The following is a 14,792-nucleotide window of genomic DNA, read 5'->3' on the forward strand; positions in this document are numbered from 1 at the left end:
GCGGGTGTAGTTTAGTGGTAAAACTACAGCCTTCCAAGCTGTTGTCGCGAGTTCGATTCTCGTCACCCGCTTTGAACTTTGTTCAAATACCAAGTTTTTAACTTGGGCGCGTAGCTCAGGTGGTTAGAGCGCACGCCTGATAAGCGTGAGGTCGGTGGTTCGAGTCCACTCGTGCCCATTAATAGGAGAATTACTCAAGAGGCTGAAGAGGACGGTTTGCTAAATCGTTAGGTCGGGTAACTGGCGCGGGGGTTCGAATCCCCCATTCTCCGTAATTTAAGAGTGTTAACTCTTTTTTTGTTGTCTTTGTAAGATAAGTTATCCCCCTCTCGGTTTATAAGAGGGGGATTTTTAATTACCAACTTGTTAGGGAAATCTCTCCACTATTTAGCCAAATGTTTTTTTTGTCTTCTAGTTCGACTTGAAGTTGACCGGTGTTTGAGATGTCTCTTGCCATTCCTTTTTCATCTTGTCCATTTCGCTGGAAGGTTATTTCCTTTCCCAGTACGATTGATCTCTCTTTATAGAGATAGAATAGCTCGTCTGGATCCGTATTGTAGAAACAATTCCATATTTCGCTGATGAGCTCATTACGACTAATTGGTGCAGGTGGCATAAATAAGCTACCTGCTTTTTCTTTTAGTTCTTCTGGAAAGTCTTCTATAGAAAAATTTATACCAAGTCCGATTATGACATCTGTAACTAAGCCTGTCTCAACTGATGTCATTGCTTCGGTGAGGATACCTGCTATCTTTTTATTTTTTAAATAGATGTCATTTACCCATTTGATATCTACTTCTATCATAGTTAGATTCTTAATAGCTTTGTAGACTGCTGCGGCAACAAGGAGTGTATAGGATGGAAGTTTTTCATAGGGGAGATTTGGTTGAATATGCAGGGACATATAGATCCCACCCTGAGATGGAGAATAGTAGGGGCGCTGAAAGCGGCCACGACCTGCTGTTTGACAGGTTGAAAGATAGAGTGTATTTCCTTTGTTTCCAGCTTCAATCCCTTCTTTTGCATCTGTTTGTGTTGATTTTGTCTCAGGTTTGTAGCGAATGGTTAAGTTGGTGTTCTCTTGAATCAAATCAGGCAATATCAGATCTCCTTGAATAAGCTTGTAGCCTCTATTTTTGATACTGTCAATTTCTAGGCCTTCTTGTTGAAGACGTTGGATCGCTTTCCATATGGATGTACGGCTTAAATTCAGTTCTTCTCCGATTTTTTCTCCGCTAACATAATCGTTTTCTCTAGCTAATATTTGGTAAACTAGTTGGTGTGATTTCATAGATTTTTCCTTTTTAACTGTCGTTCAATAGTAGTTATTTTCAACTTTATTATATTCTACCATAGCTTTTCCTTTTTTAGAAGTTTCCTTCTTTTTCTCTAGCAACTACTGGACTGAAATGTCTTTGAATATAACAGAGTATACTTTGATACTTCCGTAAAATTTTTTTCTTTTTGATAGCGTGTTCATTGTTCCCAAATGACAGAAAAAATGGTAGAATATAAAGATAGTTTAGCATTTATCTTCTGGAGAAATCCAGAACAGAAAGGATCCGTTTTGAAATCAATTGGATTACTGGATAAGATAAGAGGGCTTTCGAAAAAAGATTTCTTTTTGTATTTGATGATCATAAGTATCTTTTTACCTTTTTATTTGTTCTTAGCGCTCTTTGCTTTATATTTGATAGGTTTACTTGTTACTGGGGAGATGAAGGGAATTATCAAAGGATTAATCAAACATCCTGTACTTCTCTTTTTTATTGCCTATAGTAGTATCATCTCTATCGTCGCCAAGAACTGGCTTGGATTGGTTGCATCTTTACTGATGTTTCTCTTCCTTATTTTCTTTAGCTTCTACCAGAAACGTCTGACGCATGCTTTCTTTCGACTGATTCTGCAGACAATCTTGTTTGGTAGTGTGCTCTCTGCGGCTTTTGCTACTTTGGAGCATTTTCAAATTGTAAAGAAATTTAACTACGCCTTTCTTTCGCCCAATATGCAAGTATGGCACCAGAACCGTGCAGAGGTCACCTTCTTTAATCCTAACTACTATGGGATTATCTGTTGCTTCTGTATCATGATAGCTTTTTATCTCTTTACAACGACGAAGTTAAGATGGTTAAAAATCTTTTGTGTGCTAGCAGGTTTTGTGAATCTATTTGGTTTGAATTTTACGCAAAATAGGACGGCCTTTCCTGCCATCATTGCTGGTGCAATCATTTATCTTTTTACAACCATTAAAAACTGGCGTGCCTTCTGGCTCAGTATTGGAGTTTTCGGGATTGGACTTTGTTTCCTCTTCTCAAGCGATTTGGGAGTCCGCATGGGAACACTAGATTCTTCAATGGAGGAGCGTGTTTCAATCTGGAATGCGGGTATGACTTTGTTTAAACAAAATCCGATCTGGGGTGAGGGTCCACTGACCTATATGAATTCCTATCCGAGAATTCATGCACCTTACCACGAACACGCGCATAGTCTTTACATTGATACTATCTTAAGTTATGGTTTGATTGGAACAATTCTCCTATCCATTTCATCGGTTATCCCGGTTCACATGATGATGGATATGAGTCAGGAGTCTGGAAAACGACCAATTATCGGTCTTTATCTCTCCTTCCTGACAGTTGTTGCTGTACATGGAATTTTTGACTTGGCTCTCTTCTGGATTCAGTCAGGATTCATTTTCTTGCTAGTTATGTGCAGTCTACCACTGGAACATCGAACCTTGGTTTCCGAAATGACAGATTAAGTTAATAAATAGTGAAGATCTTCTACTTTAGGTAGGAGGTCTTTTTTGTTGGTGGAAATTATTTCTAAATCGAAATAGTTGACAGATGGAACGACAGGTGTTACAATAAAAACAATTCGATATAGAAATAAAATGGAGAGGTCATGAAAGATAGTCATTTAGTTGCCCATCATATTCGTTTGCTGAATGGGCGGATTTTTCAAAAGTTACTGAGTCAGGATCCGGAGGCTCTTTATCGGAGTGAACAGGGTAAGATTCTTACGGTGTTATGGAAGAGTGAAACAGGTTGCGCTACGGCGACAGATATTGCACTTGCGACAGGATTGACCAATAATACGCTGACAAGCATGATTAAGAAACTTGAGGAGCAAAATCTGGTCATCATTAGCCCATGTGGAATAGATAAGCGAAAGAAATATGTCAAGTTGACAGAGCAAGGTTGGTCCCAGAAAGAAGTTGGCAATCGTGTCAGTAAAAAATTGGATGCTATTTTTTATAAAGGTTTCTCTGAGGAAGAAATTCGTCAGTTTGAAAATTATCAGGAACGTATTTTAGAAAATTTGAAAGAAAAAGCAAATGAGGTTTAGAATGGGGTAAATTAGTTATTAAAAGTTTGGTAACTTGACAAACCGAGGAAAATTTTAAATTGAGGACAAAGAATGATTGAATACAAAAATGTAGCGCTACGCTACACAGAAAAAGATGTTTTGAGAGATGTTAATTTACAGATTGAGAATGGGGAATTTATGGTTTTAGTTGGACCTTCTGGGTCCGGTAAGACGAGCATGATCAAGATGATTAACCGTCTCTTGGAACCAACTGATGGAAATATTTATATGGATGGCAAGCGCATCAAAGACTATGATGAGCGTGAACTTCGTCTTTCTACTGGTTATGTTTTACAGGCCATTGCTCTGTTTCCCAATCTAACGGTTGCAGAAAATATTGCTCTCATTCCTGAGATGAAGGGCTGGACTAAGGAAAAAATTGCTCAGAAAACAGAAGAGCTTTTAGCTAAGGTTGGTTTACCAGTATCCGAGTATGGGCATCGACTTCCAAGCGAATTATCTGGTGGAGAACAGCAACGGGTCGGCATTGTCCGTGCCATGATTGGTCAGTCTAAGATTTTGCTTATGGATGAGCCCTTTTCAGCTTTGGATGCTATTTCGAGAAAACAGTTGCAGGTTCTGACGAAAGAATTGCATAAAGAGTTTGGGATGACAACGATTTTTGTGACCCATGATACGGATGAAGCTTTGAAATTAGGTGATCGTATTGCTGTTTTGCAGGATGGCGAGATTCGTCAGGTAGCGAATCCCGAGACGATTTTAAAAGCTCCTGCCACGGACTTTGTAGCAGACTTGTTTGGAGGTGGTGCTCATGACTAATTTAATCTCAACTTTTCAGGATCGTTTTGGTGATTGGGTAACAGCTCTATCTCAACATTTGCAGTTGTCACTTTTGACCTTGTTACTAGCTATTTTGCTTGCAGTCCCCTTAGCGGTATTTCTTCGTTATCATGAAAAGATAGCGGATTGGGTCTTGCAGATTGCAGGGGTTTTCCAGACCATCCCGTCTCTTGCCTTGTTGGGGCTCTTCATCCCCTTGATGGGAATTGGGACCTTACCGGCCTTAACTGCTCTAGTGATTTATGCGATTTTTCCGATTTTGCAAAATACTATTACTGGGCTGAAGGGAATTGATCCAAGTCTGCAAGAAGCTGGGATTGCCTTTGGGATGACTAGATGGGAGCGACTCAAGAAGTTTGAAATTCCACTTGCCATGCCTGTCATTATGTCTGGGATTCGGACGGCAGCGGTCTTGATTATTGGTACGGCGACCTTGGCTGCCTTGATTGGGGCAGGCGGACTGGGTTCCTTTATCCTTTTGGGAATTGACCGCAATAATACCAGTCTGATTTTGATTGGGGCACTTTCTTCTGCAGTGCTAGCCATTGCTTTTAACTTCCTACTAAAAGTGATGGAAAAAGCAAAATTGAGAACGATTTTCTCTGGTTTTGCCTTGGTGACCATATTGCTCGGTCTGTCTTATAGTCCAGCCTTACTAGCTCAAAAAGAGAAAGAAAACTTGGTTATTGCTGGGAAATTGGGACCAGAACCAGAAATTTTGGCTAATATGTATAAACTCCTAATTGAGGAAAATACCAGTATGACTGCGACTGTTAAACCGAATTTTGGGAAAACAAGCTTCCTCTATGAAGCTCTGAAAAAAGGCGATATTGATATCTATCCTGAATTTACCGGTACGGTGACTGAAAGTCTGCTTCAACCATCACCGAAAGTGAGTCATGAGCCAGAGCAGGTTTATCAAGTGGCGCGTGATGGCATTGCCAAACAGGATCATCTGGCTTATCTCAAACCTATGTCTTATCAAAATACCTACGCTGTAGCTGTTCCGAAAAAAATTGCTCAAGAATATGGCTTGAAGACCATTTCGGACTTGAAAAAAGTGGAAGGGCAACTGAAGGCAGGCTTTACACTCGAGTTTAACGACCGTGAGGATGGAAATAAGGGCTTGCAGTCTCTCTACGGACTCAATCTCAACGTAGCAACCATGGAGCCAGCTCTTCGCTATCAGGCGATTCAGTCAGGTGATATTCAAATCACGGATGCGTATTCGACCGATGCAGAGTTGGCGCGTTATGATTTGCAGGTCTTGGAAGATGACAAGCAACTCTTCCCACCTTATCAAGGGGCTCCACTAATGAAAGAAGCTCTTCTCAAGAAACATCCTGAGTTGGAGACGGTTCTCAATAAATTGGCTGGTAAAATTACTGAAAGCCAGATGAGCCAGCTCAACTACCAAGTCGGTGTTGAAGGCAAGTCAGCAGAACAAGTAGCCAAGGAGTTTCTACAAGAACAAGGATTGTTGAAGAAATAAAAAGAGAGGAAAGTCAGTGGTAGCTACTAGCCACTTTCCTCAGCAGACAAAATCCCATCTCGTCTATAATTCGAGATGGGATTTTTAATGTTAGAGTAAGATAAGCAAGAGCGTGATCAAAGCCGCTAGTGTGCCCCTTATAATGTGGTGCGATATATTTTGACTTTCTTGCTGTTGCCCATTCCAGTAAGCACCGTAGCAGATGATGCTAGAGCCCACTATCCATAAGATGACCGTTGCAAGCGGGACAAAGAAAAAGATAGCAAGAGCTAGTGAGGTGAGACAGCTTCCCACCAAGATACACATATTTCCCCGACAGTAGTTTTTTTCTTTCATGGCTGCGAAAGCAGCTGCGAGATGGAGAAGTGAAAAACCGAGAGCTAGTACAATTGTCAGTATTCCTAGGATAATAGAATTTAACATGGTTGATTCCTTTCTTTGTAACAGGATTAAATCTCGAGTGATTTTGTAGAAGTCATCTCAATCACATCTAAGTAAAATCTCACTACTTGGTCTTCGGTATATGATTTTCCTTTTTTTAGCCACCAAGTTAGAGTTTCGATAAAGTTCGTCACAACAAAATGCTGGAGGTAGGAAGCCGGTATGTTCGGATAGGCTTCTTGCAAGTCATCCGCCACCATGGGGTAAACATGGTGTTCGAGCTCCTTGTGTAGTTGGCGGAGGAAGTAGTCGTTTTTGGAAAAAAGGAGACTGGTGACGTGGTCCTGATTTTTTTGAAAATGTAAAAAGATATGAGCGAGGTAGTCCTCGGTAGTAAAGTGTCCTTCCCTTTCAAAGAGATGATGAAAGAGGTAGCGACAGAGTTCATCTAAAAGCAGTTCCTTACTCTCGTAATGACAGTAAAAAGTAGAACGTCCAACATCTGCGAGGTCAATGATATCCTGGACAGTAGTGGCATCATAGCCCTTGTCGTTCAAAAGTTGTAAAAAAGCTTGGTAGATGGCTTTTTTAGTCTTGCTGACTCGACGGTCTCTTTTCGGCATATAGACACTTGTGACAAACTGTTCAGAACTGAACAGGACTGACAGTTTGCTTCTATCCTTTCTTTGGATTTTATTAGATAATACAAATGAAAGAAGTATGTATATACCCATTATACCAAAGGAGGGAGAGAAATGAGTTCTAAAACATCTATCTGGCTAGCCTTTTTCTTAAATTTAAGCTATGCGATTGTTGAGTTTATCGCAGGAGGAATCTTTGGTTCGAGTGCAGTTCTTGCTGATTCCGTTCATGACTTGGGAGATGCTATAGCCATTGGTATATCGGCCCTTTTAGAAACAATCTCAAACCGAGAAGAAGATGGGCAGTACACCTTGGGTTACAAGCGTTTCAGTCTTTTAGGAGCCATGCTAACGGCTGTGATTCTTATGATAGGGTCTGTCCTAGTGATATTGGAAAATATCACAAAGATAGTTGACCCGCAACCTGTCAATGAGGAAGGCGTCCTCTGGCTAGGAATCATTGCAGTAGGTATCAATGTGCTAGCTAGTCTAGTAGTTCGTAAGGGCAAGACAAAGAACGAGTCAATTCTCAGTCTGCATTTTTTGGAAGATACTCTTGGTTGGTTGGCTGTCATTCTAATGGCGATTATCCTCCGATTTACAGATTGGTATATTCTTGATCCGCTCTTATCGCTTGTCATTTCCATCTTCATTCTAACAAAAGCCATTCCTCGCTTTTGGAGCGCACTCAAGATTTTCTTGGATGCTGTGCCAGAAGGAGTAGATATCAAACAAGTGAAGAAAGACTTGGAGCAATTAGACCATGTGGCCAGTGTTAATCAGCTCAATCTCTGGACTATGGATGGTTTGGAAAAAAATGCCATTGTTCATGTTTGCCTAGAAGAGATTGAACATATAGAGTATTGTAAAGAATCCATTCGTAATTTACTCAAAGATTATGGCTTTCAAAATGTTACCATTGAAGTTGATGCAAACCTGGCAAGTCACCAAACCCATAAGCGAAAAATTGAGGAGTTGGAAGTAGGTCAAAGTCATGGACATCATCATTCATAAGAAGTCGATTTTCTATTTGTTGATTATTTTTGATGAATTGTAAATGTAACATATTTACTCCATTATGAAATTGTGATAGACTACATATATCACTGAAAGGAGATAGGCGATGTTACAGCTACAACACATTTCAAAAGTCTATCATACGGGCGATCAAGAGTTCCATGCGCTAAAGGATATCTCGATTCGCTTCCGTGAGAATGAGTTTGTCTCCATTCTCGGACAATCGGGTTCTGGGAAAACCACCCTATTAAATATCATCGGGGGACTCGACCAATACACATCTGGTGACTTACTCATCCAAGGAAAATCAACAAAGCAATTTAAAGACCGCGATTGGGATAGCTACAGAAACCACACCATCGGTTTCGTCTTTCAGTCTTATAATCTCATCGGTCACCAAACTGCACTCTCTAACGTAGAAATTGCAATGACTCTTTCGGGTGTTTCAAAAGCAGAACGTAAGAAACGTGCTATCGAAGTGCTCGAACGCGTAGGCCTAAAAGACCATTTATATAAGAAACCAAGTCAAATGTCTGGGGGACAAATGCAACGAATCGCGATTGCGCGTGCTCTTGTTAATGATCCAAAAGTCGTTTTAGCCGACGAACCGACAGGAGCGCTCGATTCTGAGACTTCTGTTCAAATCATGGATTTATTAAAAGACATCGCTAAGGAACGTTTGGTTATCATGGTGACGCATAACCCAGAGCTGGCACAGAAGTACTCCACACGCATCGTACAAGTATTAGATGGAAACATCTTGAGCGACTCAAATCCATGCGAACCAACAGAGGAGACAAAGCAAGTCGACATCCAGTTCACGAAGACGAAGATGAGCTTTATAACCGCCCTTGTACTTTCCTTTAATAACCTATTGACGAAGAAAGGTCGTACCTTACTAACAGCTTTTGCGGGTTCTATCGGGATTATCGGGATTGCTCTTATCTTAGCCCTTTCCAATGGTGTGAGTGACTACGTTAAAAAGGTGCAGGAAGATACCCTCGTCTCTCTTCCACTGACGATTAGCGAGCAGAACCAGAGTAACTTGTTGGCGACCTCTCCAGATTTGAGCGAGAAGCCTTACAAGGATAATCATGAGCTCGGTATCAATACGATTTTAACGAATTTATTGAAAAAACAAATCGGAAAGAACGACCTAGCTTCCTTCAAGACATACTTGGAGGAACACACTTCGAAGGTCGAATCTCTCACAAAAGACATTCGTTACCGATACAATTTACAACCGTTTATCTATGCAAGTGATACTTCCAACGGACCCAAAAGTATTCTGCCTTCAACCTTAGCTGATGAAGTAGAAACAGCGAATCAAACGATGAAGGGATACTTACAAAACCTCAACTACTGGAGTGAACTTTCTAGTGATTCTTCAATGCTAGAAAGCAAGTACGACGTGTTGGAAGGACGCTTCCCACAAGATAAGTCCGAGCTCGTCCTTATCGTAGATGAAAACAATCAAATTAGCGACTTGTTGCTCTATAGTTTGCGTATCAAAGATCCCAGTGAATTGAACGATACGAAGAAGCTCGACGAACTCTCTTCTCAAACGTATCAATATAGTGATTTTATAGGAAAAACTTTCAAAGCAGTTGTTAATACAAACCGTTTTGTGAAAGAAAATAACTTATGGGTCAATAAGATTGATAATGCTTCTTATATGAAAACTCAAATCGAGAATGGGATCGAACTTAAAATTGTGGGTGTCCTTCGCCAAAAAGACGGCACAAGTTCAAGCGTGAATGCTCCTTCAGGAGGAATCGCCTACACAAGCACCCTCATTGATTACACTTCCGAATACATTCAAAATAGTGATATCGTTAAGGAACAGGAATCCAATCAAAATCTAAATGTATTTACGGGTAAAGAATTTGCCAAAGATCCTAAACCATTCAGTTCGGAGAATTTAACCGAAGAAGAAAAAATTCAGTTGGCCAAAATGACGCCTGAAGAACAAGCGCAGTATGTCCAACAATATAACGACAATTCGGCTTCAACTTACGAGGAAAACCTCGCAAAAATGGGCGTCATCAACAAATCCAAACCAGCTGCCATTGAGCTCTACACCTCTTCGTTCCAACAAAAACAAGACTTAAAAGAGTTCATAAACGCCTATAACACAGCGAAAAAAGAAGCTGGAGAAGACGATAAGGTACTCGCTTATTCAGATGATATCCAAACTATCATGTCTTCAATTACGACATTGGTTGGCGTAGTGACAACAGTACTCGTTGGCTTTGTGGCCATCTCACTCATTGTATCTTCTATAATGATTTCGATTATCACGTACATTTCAGTTCTCGAACGTACAAAAGAAATCGGAATCCTACGTGCAATGGGGGCTTCGAAGAAAGATATTCGTCGTATCTTCACTGCTGAAACAGCCATTGAAGGATTGATCTCTGGGGTGCTCGGTATCGCGATTACCTTTCTTGCGACATTCCCAATCAATGCGATTGTTGCGAAAATGACAAATGTGGGAAATGTAGCGCAATTACCAATAGAAGTAGCTCTAATCCTTATCGGTATTTCGATTGTCCTTACCATGTTAGCCGGTCTAATCCCTTCACGCATCGCTGCTAAGAAAGACCCAGTCGAATCGCTTCGTAGCGAATAACAATTAAATCCCAAAAAGGTGGATAAAGGAATATTTCTTTATTCACTTTTTCTATTCATTCCTTGTACTTTCTCTCAGAGTCAGTCTAGTTCCCAGCATGGTTAAGCTAGGGATTTTGCGACCGTGGAGAACTTCCTTGTTAAGAATATCCATACCTGCTCGACCCATTTCTTCGGTATAGACAGTAATGCTAGAAAGAGGAGGATAGACCTGCTTGGTCAGGCTAGTGTCGTTAAAAGAAATGAGGCTGACGCGGTCTGGTAGGCTAATTCCAGCTTCTTGGAGGGCACGGAGGGCACCGATAGCTAAACTATCGCTGGCTGCGAAAAATGCTGGTGGGAGTTGTTCTCCTAGCTTGTGAATGGCCTCCTTCATCAAGTCATAGCCAGACTGGGCGGTAAAGCTTCCCTGAAAGACCAGTTCTTCATGGTAGATTCCCTTTGCTTGGGTATAGTCTTTGAAATTTTCAAGTCGCTTATCCTGGATGATTTCTTCCTGGTCGGTTGTTTCCTCAAGACCTGTTAGAATGCCAATCCGATCCAGTCCCTGACTGAGGAAATAGTCTACAACTTGTTTTACAGCAGTGTAAAAGTCAGTGATAATACAGGTATGTCTCAATGAAAGTGTATCACTGTCTATAAAGACCAGGGGCTTTTGGTATTCTTCAAAGGCAGAAATCTGTGATCGACTGAACTTTCCAATACAGAGTATCCCGATTACTTCCTCGCTCAGTGTAAAAGGATGGTCATTAAAATAGCGCAAGATATCATAGTCCAACTCTTGGGCCCTTTTTTCAATACCGAGACGAATCTGATAATAGTAAAGATCATCAAGCTCCCCTTGTTCGCTGACCCATTGGATAATGGCAATCTTTTGCTTGGGTTTGTGGGATTCGCCTGTCTTGAGGTGCTTGGTATAGCCCAGCTCTTCAGCGACGGTTAAAATACGGTGTCTGGTTTCTTCTGTGACAGATAGACTCTGGTCGCGATTGAGGACACGGGATACGGTCGCGATAGAGACAGAGGCTAGCTGTGCAATGTCTTTTAAGGTAGCCATAAATCCTCCTTCTTTTAGGTTAGTATATCATATTTTTATTCTTTTTACCGATTTTTTAGTAAAACTTTAGTAAAAAGGATTGACCTTGGTAAAATCCTTGGATACAATAGAAGAAAACGATTACACGTTAAGGTGACTTAACGGACAGTCAAAGGAGAATTCATATGACACAACATCTTACTGCTGAAGCCCTTCGCAAAGACTTTCTTGCTGTTTTTGGTCAAGAAGCAGATCAAACCTTCTTTTCACCAGGCCGTATCAATTTGATTGGTGAACACACGGACTACAATGGTGGACATGTTTTCCCAGCAGCTATTTCCTTGGGAACTTATGGGGTGGCTCGCAAGCGTGACGACCAAGTTTTGCGTTTCTACTCAGCCAACTTTGAGGACAAGGGTATCATCGAAGTGCCTCTTGCTGATCTTAAATTTGAAAAAGAGCATAACTGGACCAACTATCCAAAAGGGGTTCTTCATTTCTTGCAAGAAGCAGGTCATGTCATTGACAAAGGTTTTGATTTTTATGTTTATGGGAATATCCCAAATGGTGCTGGCTTGTCTTCATCAGCATCCTTGGAACTCTTGACAGGGGTCGTGGCAGAGCATCTCTTTGATTTAAAACTAGACCGTTTGGATTTGGTTAAAATCGGAAAACAAACAGAAAACAACTTTATCGGAGTCAACTCTGGTATCATGGACCAGTTTGCTATCGGTATGGGAGCTGACCAACGCGCTATTTATCTAGATACCAACACCTTGGAGTACGACTTGGTGCCACTTGATTTGAAGGACAATGTCGTTGTTATTATGAATACCAATAAACGCCGTGAATTGGCGGATTCTAAATATAATGAGCGCCGTGCTGAGTGTGAAAAAGCAGTGGAAGAATTGCAAGTCGCCTTGGATATTCAGACCTTGGGTGAATTGGACGAGTGGGCCTTTGACCAATACAGCTATCTGATCAAAGACGAAAATCGTTTGAAACGTGCTCGTCATGCTGTGCTTGAAAACCAACGTACCCTTAAAGCTCAAGCTGCCCTTCAAGCAGGTGATTTGGAAACATTTGGTCGCTTGATGAATGCGTCACACGTTTCTCTTGAGCATGATTATGAAGTAACTGGCTTGGAATTGGATACCCTTGTCCACACAGCTTGGGATCAAGAAGGTGTTCTCGGTGCTCGTATGACAGGAGCAGGTTTTGGTGGCTGTGCCATTGCCTTGGTGCAAAAAGATACTGTTGAGGCATTTAAAGAAGCTGTAGGCAAACACTACGAGGAAGTAGTTGGATACGCTCCAAGCTTCTATATTGCTGAAGTTGCAGGTGGCACTCGCGTCCTTGACTAGTCAAAAGGAGGCTCTATAGTGACCTTAGTAGATAAATTTGTAACACACGTTATTGCTGAAAGTTCATTTGAGGAAATGGATAGAATCTACCTGACCAATCGTGTCTTGGCACGAGTGGGAGAAAGTGTTTTGGAAATTGAGACGGATCTGGATAAAGTGATTGACCTCAAAGACCAGTTGGTTGAGGAAGCGGTTCGATTAGAGACGATTGAGGATAGCCAGGCTGCGCGTGAAATCCTCGGTGCTGAACTAATGGACTTGGTAACACCTTGTCCAAGTCAGGTCAATCGTGACTTCTGGGCAACCTATGCCCAATCTCCCGAACAGGCAATTGCGGACTTCTACCAACTTAGCCAGAAAAATGACTACATCAAACTCAAGGCCATTGCTAAGAATATTGCTTATCGTGTTCCATCTGACTACGGAGAACTTGAGATTACCATCAACCTCTCTAAGCCTGAAAAGGATCCAAAAGAAATAGCTGCGGCCAAGTTGGTGCAAGCTAGCAATTATCCCCAGTGTCAACTTTGTCTAGAGAACGAAGGCTACCATGGTCGGGTTAACCATCCAGCTCGTAGTAATCACCGGATTATCCGTTTTGAAATGGCGGGTCAGGAGTGGGGTTTCCAATATTCGCCCTATGCTTATTTTAATGAGCACTGTATTTTCTTAGATGGGAAGCATCGTCCGATGGCGATTAGTCGTCATAGCTTTGAGCGCCTTCTGGCTATCGTAGAGCAGTTTCCAGGCTATTTTGCAGGCTCTAATGCGGACCTGCCGATTGTGGGAGGTTCTATTCTCACTCATGATCACTATCAAGGAGGCCGTCACGTATTTCCTATGGAACTGGCTCCCTTGCAAAAGGCTTTCCGATTTGCTGGATTTGAGCAGGTCAAGGCTGGGATTGTCAAGTGGCCAATGTCAGTGCTACGTTTGAACTCGGATTCTAAAGAGGATTTGATCAACTTGGCTGATAAGATTTTACAGGAATGGCGTCAATATTCAGATCCTGAAGTGCAGATTTTAGCAGAAACAGATGGGACACCGCATCACACCATCACACCCATTGCGCGTAAACGCGATGGACAGTTTGAGTTGGACTTGGTTTTACGGGACAATCAAACTTCAGCAGAGCATCCTGATGGCATCTATCATCCCCACAAGGATGTCCAACATATCAAGAAGGAAAATATCGGCTTGATTGAGGTCATGGGCTTGGCTATTCTTCCACCTCGTTTGAAGGCAGAAGTGGAGCAAGTTGCCAGCTACCTCGTGGGAGAAGGGGTTACAGTTGCCGACTATCATCAGGAATGGGCAGACCAGCTCAAAGCCCAACATCTGGACCTAGCAGATAAAGAAAAAGCCCTTGAAATCGTCAAGGACTCTGTGGGTGACATCTTTGCACGTGTTCTGGAGGACGCGGGGGTTTACAAGCAGACGAAACAAGGACAGGCAGCCTTTATGAGCTTTGTAGAACAGGTCGGAATTTTGCCAGACTAGGAGCTTTCTCCTTGCATAGTCCTATAAAAAGTAGTATCATAGGGTCGTTTGAAATATCAGGAGGAAACGATGAAAGATTTTCATTTTGACGCTATATCTGCCTTTGAAAATTACGAAATTGAACAAATGAGAGATGGTCACGTTGTGGTGACGACGAAAATAGTGGACTCGTCGCTCAACTACTATGGCAATGCCCATGGAGGTTATCTCTTTACACTTTGTGATCAGATTAGTGGTTTGGTGGTTATCTCGCTGGGGCTAGATGGAGTGACGCTTCAGTCCTCTATCAACTACCTCAAGGCAGGAAAACTAGATGATGTACTGACCATTAAAGGAGAATGTGTCCATCATGGACGCACAACCTGTGTGGTAGATGTCGATATCACCAATCAAGAAGGCAGAAATGTCTGCAAAGCAACCTTTACCATGTTTGTCACAGGCCAGCGGTCTGAAAAAAGACAGGTAAGGATATAGAGAAACAAAAAAGAGGTGTGAGCCTCTGTACTGACCCCAAAAAGTTAGACAATTAATTTATCCAAAGGATTTAGTTCTGTATTGCA

General features: G+C 41.7%; 13 protein-coding genes and 3 tRNA genes. 12 read left to right on the top strand and 4 right to left on the bottom strand.

What is annotated here, in order from left to right; all coding sequences use genetic code 11:
* The 3 genes from ADI74_RS07630 to ADI74_RS07640 all read left to right on the top strand — a co-directional run bounded on the left by ADI74_RS07630 (position 1) and on the right by ADI74_RS07640 (position 272).
* A tRNA-Gly gene (locus tag ADI74_RS07630) sits at positions 1–71 on the top strand.
* Positions 72–104: 33 nt separating this feature from the next.
* A tRNA-Ile gene (locus tag ADI74_RS07635) sits at positions 105–178 on the top strand.
* A 6-nt stretch (positions 179–184) separates the two neighbouring features.
* Positions 185–272: transfer RNA gene (locus tag ADI74_RS07640), tRNA-Ser, on the top strand.
* 83 nt (positions 273–355) lie between these two features.
* On the opposite strand, the gene birA is transcribed toward ADI74_RS07640, so the two are convergent.
* Complete coding sequence (birA, locus tag ADI74_RS07645; RefSeq protein WP_049538088.1) at positions 356–1,291, bottom strand: bifunctional biotin--[acetyl-CoA-carboxylase] ligase/biotin operon repressor BirA; 936 nt, start codon at positions 1,289–1,291, stop codon at positions 356–358.
* A gap of 276 nt (positions 1,292–1,567) precedes the next feature.
* Between birA and ADI74_RS07650 the strand changes: the two genes are divergently transcribed.
* From ADI74_RS07650 to ADI74_RS07665, 4 genes are all read left to right on the top strand, one after another.
* Complete coding sequence (locus tag ADI74_RS07650) at positions 1,568–2,761, top strand: O-antigen ligase family protein (protein ID WP_033588981.1); 1,194 nt, start codon at positions 1,568–1,570, stop codon at positions 2,759–2,761.
* A 143-nt stretch (positions 2,762–2,904) separates the two neighbouring features.
* Entirely contained in the window at positions 2,905–3,348 is a 444-nt protein-coding gene (locus ADI74_RS07655; protein ID WP_049538089.1) for a MarR family winged helix-turn-helix transcriptional regulator, read from the top strand.
* A 72-nt stretch (positions 3,349–3,420) separates the two neighbouring features.
* A complete protein-coding gene (locus ADI74_RS07660) occupies positions 3,421–4,149 on the top strand; it encodes an ABC transporter ATP-binding protein (protein ID WP_049538090.1) in 729 nt (242 codons plus the stop codon).
* Positions 4,142–5,662: an ABC transporter permease/substrate-binding protein gene (locus ADI74_RS07665; protein WP_049538093.1), complete on the top strand. Its 1,521-nt coding sequence runs from the start codon at positions 4,142–4,144 to the stop codon at positions 5,660–5,662. Before ADI74_RS07660 ends, ADI74_RS07665 begins: the two co-directional genes overlap by 8 nt.
* Before the next feature lie 90 nt (positions 5,663–5,752).
* On the opposite strand, the gene ADI74_RS07670 is transcribed toward ADI74_RS07665, so the two are convergent.
* A complete protein-coding gene (locus ADI74_RS07670) occupies positions 5,753–6,085 on the bottom strand; it encodes a hypothetical protein (RefSeq protein ID WP_049538094.1) in 333 nt (110 codons plus the stop codon).
* 26 nt (positions 6,086–6,111) lie between these two features.
* Complete coding sequence (locus ADI74_RS07675) at positions 6,112–6,666, bottom strand: TetR/AcrR family transcriptional regulator (protein ID WP_049538095.1); 555 nt, start codon at positions 6,664–6,666, stop codon at positions 6,112–6,114.
* 132 nt (positions 6,667–6,798) lie between these two features.
* Between ADI74_RS07675 and ADI74_RS07680 the strand changes: the two genes are divergently transcribed.
* Entirely contained in the window at positions 6,799–7,698 is a 900-nt protein-coding gene (locus ADI74_RS07680) for a cation diffusion facilitator family transporter (RefSeq protein WP_049538096.1), read from the top strand.
* 109 nt (positions 7,699–7,807) lie between these two features.
* Positions 7,808–10,333: an ATP-binding cassette domain-containing protein gene (locus tag ADI74_RS07685; protein ID WP_049538097.1), complete on the top strand. Its 2,526-nt coding sequence runs from the start codon at positions 7,808–7,810 to the stop codon at positions 10,331–10,333.
* 51 nt (positions 10,334–10,384) lie between these two features.
* On the opposite strand, the gene galR is transcribed toward ADI74_RS07685, so the two are convergent.
* Entirely contained in the window at positions 10,385–11,389 is a 1,005-nt protein-coding gene (gene galR, locus ADI74_RS07690) for a DNA-binding transcriptional regulator GalR (protein ID WP_049538098.1), read from the bottom strand.
* 164 nt (positions 11,390–11,553) lie between these two features.
* Here galR and ADI74_RS07695 point away from each other — a divergent pair, with 164 nt between their 5' ends.
* The 3 genes from ADI74_RS07695 to ADI74_RS07705 all read left to right on the top strand — a co-directional run bounded on the left by ADI74_RS07695 (position 11,554) and on the right by ADI74_RS07705 (position 14,706).
* The gene (locus ADI74_RS07695) at positions 11,554–12,732 is read left to right on the top strand and encodes a galactokinase (protein WP_049538100.1); all 1,179 of its coding nucleotides are present in this window, start codon (positions 11,554–11,556) and stop codon (positions 12,730–12,732) included.
* 18 nt (positions 12,733–12,750) lie between these two features.
* The gene (locus tag ADI74_RS07700) at positions 12,751–14,232 is read left to right on the top strand and encodes a UDP-glucose--hexose-1-phosphate uridylyltransferase (RefSeq protein WP_049538102.1); all 1,482 of its coding nucleotides are present in this window, start codon (positions 12,751–12,753) and stop codon (positions 14,230–14,232) included.
* Between the two features lie 69 nt (positions 14,233–14,301).
* The gene (locus tag ADI74_RS07705; RefSeq protein ID WP_049538104.1) at positions 14,302–14,706 is read left to right on the top strand and encodes a PaaI family thioesterase; all 405 of its coding nucleotides are present in this window, start codon (positions 14,302–14,304) and stop codon (positions 14,704–14,706) included.
* Positions 14,707–14,792 lie beyond the last annotated feature (86 nt).

This window comes from Streptococcus pseudopneumoniae (assembly GCF_001074565.1).
GTDB classification, from domain to species: Bacteria; Bacillota; Bacilli; order Lactobacillales; family Streptococcaceae; genus Streptococcus; species Streptococcus pseudopneumoniae_J.

Excerpts from the sequence above, each read along its gene's own strand:
- birA (WP_049538088.1), bottom strand. The coding sequence starts at position 1,291 with ATGAAATCACACCAACTAGTTTACCAAATATTAGCTAGAGAAAACGAT.
- ADI74_RS07655 (WP_049538089.1), top strand. The coding sequence starts at position 2,905 with ATGAAAGATAGTCATTTAGTTGCCCATCATATTCGTTTGCTGAATGGG.
- ADI74_RS07660 (WP_049538090.1), top strand. The coding sequence starts at position 3,421 with ATGATTGAATACAAAAATGTAGCGCTACGCTACACAGAAAAAGATGTT.
- ADI74_RS07665 (WP_049538093.1), top strand. The coding sequence starts at position 4,142 with ATGACTAATTTAATCTCAACTTTTCAGGATCGTTTTGGTGATTGGGTA.
- ADI74_RS07670 (WP_049538094.1), bottom strand. The coding sequence starts at position 6,085 with ATGTTAAATTCTATTATCCTAGGAATACTGACAATTGTACTAGCTCTC.
- ADI74_RS07675 (WP_049538095.1), bottom strand. The coding sequence starts at position 6,666 with ATGCCGAAAAGAGACCGTCGAGTCAGCAAGACTAAAAAAGCCATCTAC.
- ADI74_RS07680 (WP_049538096.1), top strand. The coding sequence starts at position 6,799 with ATGAGTTCTAAAACATCTATCTGGCTAGCCTTTTTCTTAAATTTAAGC.
- ADI74_RS07685 (WP_049538097.1), top strand. The coding sequence starts at position 7,808 with ATGTTACAGCTACAACACATTTCAAAAGTCTATCATACGGGCGATCAA.
- galR (WP_049538098.1), bottom strand. The coding sequence starts at position 11,389 with ATGGCTACCTTAAAAGACATTGCACAGCTAGCCTCTGTCTCTATCGCG.
- ADI74_RS07695 (WP_049538100.1), top strand. The coding sequence starts at position 11,554 with ATGACACAACATCTTACTGCTGAAGCCCTTCGCAAAGACTTTCTTGCT.
- ADI74_RS07705 (WP_049538104.1), top strand. The coding sequence starts at position 14,302 with ATGAAAGATTTTCATTTTGACGCTATATCTGCCTTTGAAAATTACGAA.